This window comes from Taibaiella koreensis (assembly GCF_003545715.1).
Lineage (GTDB): Bacteria > Bacteroidota > Bacteroidia > Chitinophagales > Chitinophagaceae > Taibaiella > Taibaiella koreensis.
This window is the reverse complement of record NZ_QVNU01000003.1, coordinates 250,240-263,861: the sequence shown is the minus strand read 5'-3', so window position 1 is coordinate 263,861 and position 13,622 is coordinate 250,240. Positions and strand designations below refer to the sequence as shown.

Below are 13,622 nucleotides of genomic sequence, written 5' to 3'. Positions count from 1 at the left end.
TATACACCACATTCACCGGCCTGGTTGCATCGGGCATCTGGAGTATCCACCTTCTCCCCGAATTGCACTATTTGCCGAAGACCGGCGCGTGGAAATACTTCTGCATCAACATGGCCATACTTCTACTACCCCATATAGTACTCCCGGCCTGTATACTTACCTGTGAGCATTGGTAAAAGAACAATACCTAAGGTGGCATAGTAATCAGTTATACACATCCGCTGATATTTTCGTATCTTTGCCGCTAATTCAAAAAAGATTCACAGATGAAAAATCTGCGACATGTGCCCCTGGCTGAGATAGAGCAGTTGATGAGCGAATGGGGAGAACCAAGATTCCGTGCTGCCCAGATCCACGACTGGATTTGGAAAAAGCACGCAGGCGCCATCGATGAGATGAGCAACCTTTCCAAAAAGCTGCGCGACAAGCTTTCCGAAACCTACCGCATTCCTAAGGTCAGCATCGACCATAGCCAATACAGCAACGACGGTACTGTAAAAAGCCGTCTGAAGCTTCACGACGACCGCTTTATCGAAGGCGTATTGATCCCCACCGACAAAAGAATGACTGCCTGTGTATCCTCGCAGGTAGGCTGCAGCCTCAGCTGTAAGTTCTGTGCCACAGGTTATCTGCCCCGTGCCCGCAACCTCGATTTTGACGAGATCGTGGATGAGGTAACACTGCTTAATGATCAGGCCGAACAACATTTCAACCGGCACCTCAGCAATATTGTGTTTATGGGTATGGGTGAACCGCTGCTCAATTACAAAAATGTAATGGGCGCTATTGAGCGGATCACTTCGCCCGAAGGCCTGGGCATGAGCCCTCGCCGCATTACCGTATCTACAGCCGGCGTAGCCAAAATGATACGCCAGTTGGGCGACGATGAGGTAAAATTCAAGCTGGCGCTATCGCTGCATGCCGCAAATGATAAGAAACGGGACGAGATCATGCCGATCAATGAAAGCAACGATCTCCAGTCGCTGATCGGGGCGCTTAACCATTTTTATCAAAAGACGGGCAATGAGATCACTTTTGAATATATCCTGTTTAAAAATTTCAACGATAGCCTCAAGGATGCCGATGAGCTGGTAAAGATCTACCGCCAGGTGCCTGCCGACCTGGTGAATATCATTGAATATAATGCTATCGACCAGGCCGACTTTGTAAAACCCGAAGAAAGTGTTACCGACCAATTTATGAATTACCTCGGTACACACCGGGTCAACGCCCGGCTGCGTCGCAGCAGGGGTAAGGATATCGATGCGGCCTGCGGACAGCTGGCCAATATTAACCGGGCGGGAACCGCCTGATCCGGCCGCAGGTTTCGTTTTATTAATTAAAAAATGTTCGTTTCTGAATAATGCATAAAAAGCCATTTCATTCCGATAGCCGTTCCGACCGTGAATCTTCCGGTTCCAAAGAAGAAAGGCCTTTCCGCAAATCTTTCGATAATAAGGAAGAGCGCCCGTTCAAAAAGACTTTCGGTGATAAGGGAGAACGCCCTTTCAAGAAGTCATTCGGCGATAAAGAAGAGCGCCCGTTTAAGAAATCTTTCGGCGATAAAGACGAACGCCCTTTCAAAAAGTCATTTGGCGATAAAGACGAACGCCCTTTCAAAAAGTCATTTGGCGATAAGGATGAGCGTCCCTTCAAGAAGTCATTCGACGACAAAGAAGAGCGTCCTTTCAAGAAGTCATTTGGCGATAAGGATGAGCGTCCCTTCAAAAAGCCATTCGGTAATAAAGAAGAACGCCCGTTCAAGAAATCATTCGGTGATAAGAATGAGCGTCCTTTCAAAAAATCTTTTGGCAATAAAGAAGAGCGCCCGTTCAAGAAAGCCTTTGGCGATAAGGAAGAGCGTCCTTTCAAAAAGTCATTCGGCAATAAAGAAGAACGTCCTTTCAAGAAATCATTCGGTGATAAGGAAGAGCGTCCTTTCAAAAAGTCATTCGGCAATAAAGAAGAACGTCCTTTCAAGAAATCATTCGGTGATAAGGAAGAGCGTCCTTTCAAGAAATCATTCGGTGATAAGGAAGAGCGTCCTTTCAAAAAGTCATTCGGTGATAAGGACGAGCGCCCGTTCAAAAAGCCTTTTAAACAGGATGGCGAGAGATCTTTTTCCAAAGGCCCTGGCAAAGAAGATCGCCCCTTCAAGAAAACGGATAGGCCAGACAAAAAACAAGCTCACAGAGACGAGGAAGAGCCCAAACGCCCCAATCGTTATGCCAATGCCTTTGGCAAACTGGACGATGAGGAGCTCGCCGCCCGACAGCACAAACAAAAGCTGCAGCGGGAACGGAAGGAACAGGAGGAAGAAGTAACCTTTTCCAAAGAGCTCGATAATAAATGGGACAATGAGCCGCAGGAGCGCAGCTTTGGTAAAAGCGACGTGAAGCCGGGCAGGAAAAAAACGGACGATGGCGAGGAGCCCCCCCGCAGGAATCGCCATGATGCCCAAAGCCGCTTCAAAAAACAGTTTGATAACGAAAATCCACACGAAAGGGCATACAACGCCCGGCCAGACAGCAGGGAAGCCGCAATAGAGCAACCTGCACAAGCCGGCGACGACCAGCCGATGCCGCTGAATAAATTCATCGCCCACTGCGATATATGCAGTCGCCGCGATGCCGTTGCGCTGATCAAGGAAGGTAAGGTGATGGTGAATGATACGCTGATCACCGAGCCGGGCTTTAAGGTAACGACTGCAGATACCGTATTGCTGAACGGCAATAAGCTCGTTATCCAGAAGAACCTGATCTATATCCTGATGAATAAGCCCAAAGGATTCATTACCACCACCGATGATCCCAAGGGGCGCCGTACTGTAATGGAAATGGTGGAAAACCTGATTGAGGAACGGGTGTTCCCCGTAGGAAGACTCGACAGGAATACCACCGGGCTCCTGCTGCTGACCAACGATGGCGAGCTGACCCAGAAGCTGGCCCATCCCAAATATGGCATCAAAAAGGTATACAAGGCTACGCTCGACAAGAACCTGACCAAGGCCGATTTCGACAAGATCAAGGAAGGCCTTATGCTGGAAGACGGCCAGGCCGAGGTCGATCAGCTGGAGTATCTCGATAGTAAGAATGAGATCGGACTCGAGATCCACAGCGGTAAGAACCGTATTGTGCGCCGCATTTTTGAGTCACTGGGCTACGAGGTAGAGAAGCTGGATCGCGTGATGTACGCGGGGCTGACCAAGAAAAATGTACTCCGTGGCAAATGGCGCTTCCTGACCAAGCAGGAAGTGATCAACCTGAAGCATCTGCATTAAATAAAATATATCAAAGCCCCGCTGCTCCCAGGCATCGGGGCTTTTTGTGCCAGGCTGCCCGTATCCCCTCTATAGCGCAATAAACTGGGTAAAACCGACGTTTTATAGTACTTTTGATGCAGGTATGAGCAAACTGAATTTTATCCCGGCTATTCTTTTTTCAGCACTCGCAGCGCTTTGCGGCGCGACGGAGGCCCACGCCCAAAAAGGTGGTCCCGGAGTGGCGCAATGGAAGTCCCTGTTGCCTTACAACCAGGTAAATGGTGTGGCGACCGACGGTACCACCTTCTTTTGTGCCACCACTTCAGGTTTTTTTACCTACAACCGGGCGGACGGCGCCCTTTCGCCTTACAGCAAGGTCAACGGGATGCACGATGTCGGGCTCAATGGTGTAGCGTACGACGCCACGACCGGCTGTGCTGTGCTGGCCTATTCCAGCAGCAATATCGATATATTCAAAGACAATACATTCAGCTTCCTTCCGGACTTCAAAAGTGCTCCGATCACCGGCGATAAGACCATTCACAGTGTCACTGCAGATAACGGCATCGCTTACCTTAGCACGGGTATAGGCCTAGTAAGGCTCAACCTCCAGAAGAAAGAGATTAAAGAGACGATCACCTTTTACGACAATTCGCTTACGGCATCTGTATACGCGACGATTACCGACAATACCTATATTTATTCGGCGACCAGCGTCGGCCTGTTCCGGATAGCCAAAAACAGTCCCTCGATACTGGACCAATCCTCTTGGAAATTGCTGGATCCCAACACAGGATTCCGCTATTTAGCTGCTTCCGAGGGCAATATTTATGCTGCCCAAAACGATAGCCTTTTCCGCATACCCGACGAGGGTACTGCGCAATTCCTGGAAAAGTTGCGGAACCCGGTATCTCACCTGGACGCAGGCCTGGGTGGCCTGTGGGTGAGCACGGCACAGGCCGACGGCGAGGGTGGCTATGCAGTATTGCGCCGGGCCGATGGTTCCCGTATAGATTCTTTTGCTACTATTATTCCCGCCCAGGTAGTGCATCTCGCCAACGGAGAGGTATGGTTTGGCGACGCCAGCGGTCATGCTTTTCCCGATAAGCACGGCCTGAGAAAGAAGATCGATGCCACACACTCCGAACCTTATTTTCCCGATGGGCCCATTGTGGCCAGCTCATTTGACGTATGGGCTTACGATGATGATGTTTGGGTCGCTCATGGCGGCAAAAGGCCCAGCTATGGGCCTACCTTAAACCGCGCTATGATGTCGGAGTACCGGGACGATAGCTGGATGAACATTTCCTGGGTGCCCGGCGGCGACTGGGTACAGGATTTCATCAGGATACTGAAAGACAGGAGCACCAATACCGTATATGCGGCTTCACTTACCGGTGGACTATATGAGCGGGATGTCAACGGCAATGCTAAAGTATACGGCGTCGGATTTCTCGACCCGGCGCCGGGCAGCACCTTGTGCTATGTTACCGGCCTGGCGCTGGATGCCGACGGCAACCTCTGGATGAACAACTTTGGATCTGCTAAAAACGAGCTGGTGGTCAAGACCAGGGACGGTCGATGGATCAATGGCAAAAGCATCAGCGAAAATACCGCGCATTCAGCTGCTGATGTGATCGTGGACCAGAATAACCTGAAGTGGTTCATTACCCTGGGAGCTGGCGCCATCGTTTATGACGACAAAGGGACGCTGGACAATACCTCTGACGATGCCTACCGTATCTTCAGGGTAGGTGAACATACCGGAAACCTCCCTGATAACAATACACTTTCCATTGCCGAAGACAAAGACGGCGCTATATGGATCGGCACTGCAAACGGGATTGCTATCGTCAACTGCGGTGCAGAAGCATTGGACCAGGTAAACTGCCAGGCCGAGCTTCGCGTGATCCAGAACGACCAATTTGCCGGCTATCTTTTCGAAGGGGAATCCGTAAGGACGATTGCCGTAGATGGGGCCAACCGTAAGTGGATCGGCACATCGAACGGCGTATGGCTGGTATCGGATGACGGTTCTAAAACCATTTACCGCTTTACCGAACAAAACAGCCCTCTTCCTGCCAATGGCATCGAACGGATCAATATTAATCCTGTGACCGGCGATGTTTTTATCTCAACGGAAAAAGGACTGGTCATATTTCGCGGTACCGCTACAGAGGGTACAGCCAAAAATGCGGACAAGCTGTATATCTATCCCAACCCGGTTCCTACAGATTATAATGGCATGGTGGCCGTACGCGGCGTAGCAGAGAATGCCGATGTGCGCTTTACCGACGTCTCGGGCCAGCTGGTATACCGTACCCGTGCGCTGGGCGGCCAGGCCGTATGGAACTGCAAGGATTATACCGGTCGTAAAGTGCAAAGCGGCGTTTACCTTGTATTTGTCGTGAATAAGGACGGTACGCAGAAAGCCACCGGCAAATTCATGATCCACCAATAATGCCTTCCCTGCGGCCCTTTCGCCGGCAGAGCTGTATATTGCCTGGCTCCCATAGCGTTCGGGTAGCCAATATCTCCAAAGCTGCGATTGCGTGTCCAGCCATGTAAGGCGGGAATGGGTTATCGACGACTGTCCAGGGTAAGTTGATAAAAGAGTGATGAGTGTATAGGCGGGAATAAAGGACGCAGTAAAAGACACGGCTAGCGATAAGTAAATGCAGCCAGCCAGCAACAGTCCTGCAGCAACAAGCAATAGATAAAACATTACTGGCGGGAAAGAGAAGAAGCCGAAGAGAATGGAGCAGCAGGCTTTCCGGCTGCTATACGCTTTTGTATTCCTTCTTCAGCAGACCGGCCACCACAAGGTCGTGCAAGGTCCCGTTCATCAGAAAACTGTCGCGCAGTATACCTTCGATCCCGAAGCCCAGGCGCTCTGCCACTGCCGCGCTCCGGGTATTGGCAGGCAGGTAGTGGAGCTCCACCTTATTTAATTCCAGCTGACCGAACAGGTAATCCAGCAATACAGCGATACAACGGGTCATGGTGCCGTTACCCACTTCGCTGGCCACCAGCCAGTAACCGATCTGAGCTTTACGGAGACGCTGGTCCCATTGATGCATACCGAGACCGCCAATGAGCCTGTCGTTACGGAAAATACCAAAAGCGATGCTTTGCTGATTGTATTGTTCCTGACGCGCATTACGGATATACTCCAGCGAATGCGCCATCTTCCGGGTACCATCCACCCATATAAGCCAGGGCCGCAGGTGGGCCCTGTTCTCCTCTACGGCTGCAAACAACTGCGCAGCATCCTCCTCCTGGTAATTCCTTAAAATAATATCGGCGTGTACGGGCAGTGTCATGATGTTGGAAAAGATAGCTTACCAGTCGAGCCAGAAATTGTCCTTTTCTTTTGAAGGCTGTTCTTTTTCCTGCGAATGACTTTGTTTTTCTTTGGGCGCCGCGTGTTTTTCCTTAGGCGCTGCGTGCTTTTCCTTGTGCATCGGCCTTTTCTCTTTCTCCTGTGCCTGTCTTTCGTTCACATCGGACTTACCGGGCGACCGGGGGTCCCTTCGTTCTTCCCTGGCCGGCGCCTTTTTCTGGTTCCGTCCCGAATGTTGCCTGGCCTGCTGTCCGGCCGCCGGCACCGAATTGGCCGGCGCCACTGTGGCCTTATTTTTAGGTGCGCGGAACTGCACCACCTCCGACTGCTCCGGCAGGAAGGGGTGGGCTTCCACCACGGGTATGGCAAATCCGATCAGCTTCTGGATCGCTTTCAGGTTATCCTTTTCCTCTTCATCGCAGAAAGCGATAGCGATACCGCTGTTACCGGCACGGCCGGTACGGCCGATCCGGTGTACATAGGTTTCGGGAACATCGCCCAGGTCGAAGTTGATAACATGCGTCAGGTCGTCGATATCGATACCGCGTGCGGCAATATCTGTCGCGATCAGCACACGGGTGTGGAACGACTTGAAATTACTGAGCGCCCGTTGCCGCGCGTTCTGTGATTTATTGCCGTGTATGGCCTCAGCGGCGATACCCGCCTTGTGCAGGTCCTTCACGAGCTTGTCGGCCCCATGCTTGGTGCGGATAAACACCAGCACCCGCTCGATAGTCTTATCCTCCAGGATATGGACCAGCAACTTCTTCTTTTCTTTCTGATCTACAAAATACAGAGACTGCCTGATGGTTTCCGCTGTCGAGGAGACCGGGGTCACCTCCACCTTTTCAGGCTTTACCAATATGGTGTTAGCCAGCTTCTGGATCTCGGGGGGCATAGTTGCTGAGAAGAAAAGGCTTTGCCTTTGTACCGGCAACCTGGCCACAACTTTTTTCACATCATGAATGAAACCCATGTCGAGCATGCGGTCCGCCTCATCCAGCACAAAGATGCTGATATCCTGAAGTGAGATAAAATTTTGTCCGATAAGGTCGAGCAGGCGGCCGGGGGTGGCTACCAGCACGTCTACACCGGCTTTCAGCGCTTTTACCTGCGGGCCCTGTGGCACGCCGCCGAAGATTACGAGGTTGCTTACCTTCAGGTGCTTGCCATAGGTCGAAAAGCTCTCACTTATTTGTATGGCCAGCTCACGCGTAGGCGTGAGCACCAGTACTTTTATTTTGGGTGTGCCTGGCTGACGGGGCTGCGCCGTTATCAGCTGCAGAATAGGGATAGCGAAAGCTGCTGTCTTGCCGGTACCGGTCTGGGCACAGCCCAGCAGATCTTTCTCGCGCAGCACAATGGGAATGGCTTGCTCCTGTATGGGGGTAGGATGGGTATAGCCTTCTTCGGATACCGCCTGCAGGATAGGGGCGATTACGCCCAATTGATCGAATGTCGTTTTGGTCATTTTGCGGGGCTTCGGAATGCTCCGGAGCCATGTTGTTATTATTTAAGAATCCGGCCTGTCTTTGCGCCGGCAGGCCGGTCGCTTCGGAACCGGCAACTGACGATTACGGCAGGCCAATAAGGTGCAAAGGTAGGCTAAATACCAGGATATCGCTTTCCGGGCCCGGAGCACCTCTATTTAAACATCTTCTGGATGACGCCAAACAGCGTGCGTACAACCGAACGTTGCACCTGCTTCCCCGCCGAACTATTGATCGCCCGCTCCAACCATGATTTCTCTTCTTTAGGAGCTGCGCCGCGCCTGGCAGTGCCGCCCGAAGGTGCTTCGGGAGCGGGAGCAGGTTGCTGCGCCGCCGCTGCATCCAGCTTCCGGTTCAGCATTTCGTACGCACTTTCCCGGTCGGTGGCTTCGTTATATTTAGCGATCAGCCGCGACGATGCCGTGAGGGTATCGATCTCTGCTGCGCTGAGGATATCCATCCTGGAGCGGGGCGAAATGAGGAAAGTATGCGCCAGCGGTGTCGGCACACCTTTTTCATTGAGTAGGGTGATGAGCGCCTCACCGATACCCAGCTGGGTAATCAGGTCTTCTGTTGTATAAAAGGTGCTTTCGGGGTAATTTTCCGCGGTTTGCTTAATGTCCTTACGATCGTTGGCCGTAAATGCTCTCAGAGCATGCTGCAGCTTGAAGCCCAGTTGGCTTAACACGGAAGCCGGTATATCCTGCGGGTTCTGGGTACAGAAGAAAACGCCTACTCCCTTGCTTCGGATCAGCTTTACTATGGTCTCGATCTGGGAGAGCAGCACTTTGGTCGCCTCTTTGAAGATCAGGTGCGCCTCGTCGATGAACAGCACCAGCTTTGGCTTATCGCTATCGCCCTCCTCGGGCAGGGTAGCATACAGCTCGGCCAGCAACTGCAGCATAAAGGTGGAGAACAGCTTGGGACGGTCCTGCATATCGGTAACCCTGAGTATGTTGACCATGCCGCGGCCATCGGGTGCAGCATGCATCAGGTCTGCCACTTCGAAAGACAGTTCTCCGAAGAACTGGTCGGCGCCTTGCTGCTGCAGTTCAATCACCTTGCGCAAGATGGTTCCCGTAGAGGTCGTTGATATTTTCCCGTAGTCCTTTTCAATATCGGCCTTGCCTTCATCGCCGGCATACTGGAGCACCCGGCTCAGGTCTTTCAGGTCGAGCAGCGGCAGGCCCTTGTCATCGCAATATTTGAAGAGCATCGACAGCAGGCCGGCCTGCGTGTCGTTAAGATCGAGCACCTTGGCCAGCAGGACGGGGCCAAATTCGGAAACGGTAGCCCTGAGCCGGGCGCCTTTTTCCTGGCTTAACGACAGCAGCTCAGCCGGGTAAGCGGCAGGCTTGTAGGTTTCCTTGAGCAGCTGGTACCGTTCTTTAATCTTATCGCTTTCGGTGCCGGCAGCTGCGATACCGCTCAGGTCGCCTTTAATGTCCATAAGCAGCACCGGTACTCCGGCGTCGCTCAGCGCCTCGGCGATTACCTGCAGGGTCTTGGTTTTTCCCGTTCCCGTGGCGCCCGCAATAAGGCCATGGCGGTTCATCATACCCAGGGGCAGGTTTACGTCGGCGCCATCTACTACAGCGCCGTCCAACATAGCCACCCCTATTTTAATGTGCGTACCTTTGAAGGTATAGCCATTTTGAATGGCGGCGAGAAAAGCTTCCTGGTCGTGCATAAATTGTGAAATGATCTGTTAACAGGGAAAGATAACCAGCCAAATTTAGAGCTTATCGCTTAAACCTGCGTTAAGTACTCGCCTCATCTTATGTCCTTTTCCTTTAAAAATTAGCAAGAATGAACAATTTTGGCGGCCATTGTTGCGTTTATCTCCATTCGTTATGCGGCCCGAGGTGGGTTAAGACGGCGTTAATCCAATTTACGTAACCTTTCGTAGCAGATCGTAATGCTATTTTTGTAACTTTGCCCACTTTTGTAATGACGAAAGCCTGAAATGGACAGCAAATCTTTAATCGACACAACATACCTGCCGCAGCACATTGCCATCATTATGGACGGCAACGGGCGCTGGGCCAAAGAGAAGGGTGAAGACCGTATCCATGGCCATCAGCAGGGAGTGATAAGCGTGCGAGAAGTAGTGGAAGGCTGCGGGGAGATCGGCATACAATACCTTACTTTATACGCTTTCTCTACCGAAAACTGGAACCGGCCCAAATACGAGGTCGACGCGCTTATGGAATTGCTGGTAAGCACGATAAGGAAGGAAGTCGACGATCTGAAGAAGAATAATGTGCGGTTGAGCGTGATCGGCGATTTTGCTTCGTTGCCCGAAATCTGCCGGCAGGAGCTGAATGAGGGTATGGACATCACTTCGGGCTGTACGGGCCTCAACCTTGTCCTGGCGCTTAGCTATAGTGCCCGCTGGGAAATCGTTAATGCGGTACAGCAGGTGGCCACTGCCGTTGCAGCAGGCAATCTTCTACCTGCTGATATTGACGCCGCTACTTTCACACAATTCCTTTGTACACACGATTACCCCGACCCGGAACTGATGATCAGAACGGGAGGCGAGCACCGCATCAGCAATTTTCTCCTATACCAGATGGCTTATACAGAATTATACTTCAGCGACGTCCACTGGCCCGATTTCCGTAAAGAACATTTGTTTGACGCCATATTGAACTATCAGCAACGGGAAAGAAGATTTGGTAAAACGAGCGAGCAGGTACGGCCTTCCTGAACCTGCCAGGACCAATCAACATATACACACACCCAACGATAAAATAGCTTAACGATCTCAATGCACATTTTAAAATTCCGCTATTTCCTCTGCGTCTTAGTCCTGCTCCAGTGTTCCGCTTCTGTAGCGATAGCGCAGATGGGAGGCGTCCGCTCTTCCCAAAACGCCGATCTTGTGATCGGGGACATCAAAGTGTCCGGCGCCAAATACATGGACGTTGAGCTGCTAAAAACTGTTTCGGGTCTTGCACCCGGCGACCGGATCAAGCTTACCGACGATCCGGCCATAGCCAAGGCTATCCGGAACCTCTGGAACCAGCAGCTGTTTTCAGATGTGTCGGTCAATATTACCAAAATAGTAGAGAACAAGGCTTCGATCGAGATCGTAGTTGCCGAACGGCCCCGCCTGAGCCGCTTTACCTTCAAAGGCATTTCCAAGTCGCAGGAATCGGAGATAAAGGAGAAGCTGAACCTGGTGCAAAACCGTATGGTAACCGAGGCGATCAAGAAGGACATCGAGGATAAAGTGAAAAAATACTATGCCGACAAGGGTTTTGTGTCGGTTACGGTGAACATCAGGGAGCAAAGGGATACCAGCGCCATCAATTCCGTTGCCCTGCTGATCGATGTCAACAAAGGTGGCAAAACACATATTAACCAGATCATGTTCACCGGCAATGAGCACCTGTCCGACACCAAGCTGAAAGGTAATATGAAAGGCACCAAGGAAATGCCCCGCATATCGCTTACCCCCGCCGATGAAAGCTCTGTGTACAATGCCGGCGACAAACGTACTTTCAAAAACTACCTGAGGAACCAGGGCTACCTGTCGCTGAGCAAAACGCTGGACGCGCTGAACCCCTACTTCCGCTGGAATATCTTCGCCGGCTCCAAGTTCAACCCGAAAAAGTACGATGAAGACAAGAACAGCATCCTGGCCTATTACAATTCCCAGGGCTACCGCGACGCGCAGATCGTTTCCGATACGACCTACAAGGCGGCCAACGGCAACCTCAACGTAGAGCTGAAGGTAAAAGAGGGACGCAAATATTATTTCGGAGACATCGCATGGCGCGGCAACACAAAATATTCCGACTCTATACTGACGGTGCTTCTGGGCATCAAAAAGGGAGATGTATTTGACCAGGAAAAGCTGGACAGCAGAATGGGCGGTATGCCCAGCATGGACGGCAGCCAGGATATCGGCAGCCTGTACATGGATGACGGCTACCTGTTCTTCAAGGTAGACCCGGTCGAGAAATCGATCGTAGGCGATACCATCAATTATGAAGTACATATCCAGGAAGGACCGCAGGCGACTATTAAGAACATCGGTATCTACGGCAACGACCGTACCAATGATCATGTGCTGCGCCGGGAGCTGTTTACGCGGCCGGGATATAAATTCTCCCGTACCGATATCATCCGTTCCATCCGCCAGATCTCCAACCTGGGCTTTATCGACCCTGAAAAAGTAAACCCGGTACCCAAGCCCAATTATGCTGACGGTACGGTGGACATCGACTACAACGTAGTGGAAAAATCCAGTGATCAGCTTGAGCTGTCAGCCGGTTTCGGCGGCGGTATCGGCTTCACGGGTACGATCGGTATCGTGTTCAACAACTTTTCGCTGCGCAATATCCTGAAATTTAAAGAGTGGGATCCACTGCCCATGGGCGATGGACAGAAGCTGTCTGTCCGTTACCAGTCCAACGGTAAGTTCTTTAACTCTGCCAACCTGTCCTTCACCGAACCCTGGCTGGGTGGCAAGAGGCCTACGGCGCTTACTGTAAGTGCTGTATACGGCCGCCAGTCTTATTCCGATGACGGCGGTTACTATACCGGCGATCCCAATGCCCACTACCTGCGCAACTTCGGTGGTGGTGTGAGCCTGAGCAAAAGGCTGAAATGGCCCGACGACAACTTCGTTTTCTCTTATGGTATCAACTATCAAAACTATTTCCTGAAGGATTACGACTACTTCGTGAGCGATTTCCGCAACGGTACGGCCAACAACCTGTTCTTCCGCCTTACCCTTGCGCGCAACTCGGTGGACCAGCCGATTTATCCCAGGAGCGGTTCCAATATCAATTTTACATTCCAGTTCACCCCGCCCTACTCGCTGTTCAGCTCGACAAACTATGCCGATGCATCGCCTTCGACCAAGTACAAATGGATCGAATACCATAAGTACCGCTTTACCGCCGAATGGTACCAGCGCATCGTGGGCGACCTGGTGTTTAAGTTTGCCGCCAAATATGGCTTCATGGGCTATTACAACAAAGACATCGGTTATTCTCCGTTTGAGCGTTTCAATGTGGGCGGCGACGGTCTCTCCGGCTTTAACTATTACGTAGGCCGCGATATCATTTCGCAGCGTGGCTATGAGGTGTACGCACAGAATGCGGTTATCTTCAATAAGTATACGGCCGAGGTACGTTATCCGTTCTCGCTCAATCCCAGCGCTACCATTTTCGGCCTGGCCTTTGTTGAGGGCGCCAACGGCTGGGACAGCTTTAAGGATTACAATCCATTTAAACTCTACCGTTCGGCCGGTTTGGGCGTAAGGGTATACCTGCCTATGTTCGGTCTGCTTGGTCTTGACTACGGTCTTGGCTTCGACCGCCTGGGTGATGGCGTCAAGTTTGGCGGCGCTACCAAGTTTACCTTTATGTTAGGTTTCGAACCGGATTAGCAGATCGGAGAGGTGTTCCGTTCCTAAAAGGGTGGCTGCCTCTTCTTAAGAAAGTACTAAGATTTTGGATGAATTGAGTGATCCATTAAACTTGATCTAACTTCGTCTATCTAACAAAAG

The 13,622-nt window shown here is 51.6% G+C and carries 8 protein-coding genes; 5 read left to right on the top strand and 3 right to left on the bottom strand.

Translation table 11 applies throughout. The annotated features are described in order from the left end of the window. Window positions 1–266 precede the first annotated feature (266 nt). The 3 genes from rlmN to porZ all read left to right on the top strand — a co-directional run bounded on the left by rlmN (window position 267) and on the right by porZ (window position 5,723). Window positions 267–1,313: a 23S rRNA (adenine(2503)-C(2))-methyltransferase RlmN gene (gene rlmN, locus DZK30_RS11170; RefSeq protein WP_118974225.1), complete on the top strand. Its 1,047-nt coding sequence runs from the start codon at window positions 267–269 to the stop codon at window positions 1,311–1,313. 50 nt (window positions 1,314–1,363) lie between these two features. Then, the gene (locus DZK30_RS26420) at window positions 1,364–3,280 is read left to right on the top strand and encodes a pseudouridine synthase (protein ID WP_118974224.1); all 1,917 of its coding nucleotides are present in this window, start codon (window positions 1,364–1,366) and stop codon (window positions 3,278–3,280) included. 124 nt (window positions 3,281–3,404) lie between these two features. Continuing rightward, complete coding sequence (gene porZ / locus DZK30_RS11160; protein WP_118974223.1) at window positions 3,405–5,723, top strand: type IX secretion system anionic LPS delivery protein PorZ; 2,319 nt, start codon at window positions 3,405–3,407, stop codon at window positions 5,721–5,723. 319 nt (window positions 5,724–6,042) lie between these two features. On the opposite strand, the gene DZK30_RS11155 is transcribed toward porZ, so the two are convergent. From DZK30_RS11155 to DZK30_RS11145, 3 genes are all read right to left on the bottom strand, one after another. Then, a complete protein-coding gene (locus DZK30_RS11155) occupies window positions 6,043–6,585 on the bottom strand; it encodes a GNAT family N-acetyltransferase (RefSeq protein WP_118974222.1) in 543 nt (180 codons plus the stop codon). Between the two features lie 18 nt (window positions 6,586–6,603). Next, on the bottom strand, window positions 6,604–8,076 hold the full coding sequence (locus DZK30_RS11150; RefSeq protein ID WP_118974221.1) for a DEAD/DEAH box helicase: 1,473 nt from the start codon (window positions 8,074–8,076) through the stop codon (window positions 6,604–6,606). Window positions 8,077–8,249: 173 nt separating this feature from the next. Continuing rightward, window positions 8,250–9,785: a helicase HerA-like domain-containing protein gene (locus DZK30_RS11145; RefSeq protein WP_118974220.1), complete on the bottom strand. Its 1,536-nt coding sequence runs from the start codon at window positions 9,783–9,785 to the stop codon at window positions 8,250–8,252. Between the two features lie 276 nt (window positions 9,786–10,061). Between DZK30_RS11145 and DZK30_RS11140 the strand changes: the two genes are divergently transcribed. Then, window positions 10,062–10,808: an isoprenyl transferase gene (locus DZK30_RS11140; RefSeq protein ID WP_118974219.1), complete on the top strand. Its 747-nt coding sequence runs from the start codon at window positions 10,062–10,064 to the stop codon at window positions 10,806–10,808. A 60-nt stretch (window positions 10,809–10,868) separates the two neighbouring features. Next, the gene (locus DZK30_RS11135) at window positions 10,869–13,502 is read left to right on the top strand and encodes a BamA/OMP85 family outer membrane protein (RefSeq protein ID WP_118974218.1); all 2,634 of its coding nucleotides are present in this window, start codon (window positions 10,869–10,871) and stop codon (window positions 13,500–13,502) included. The last annotated feature ends 120 nt before the right edge of the window (window positions 13,503–13,622 follow it).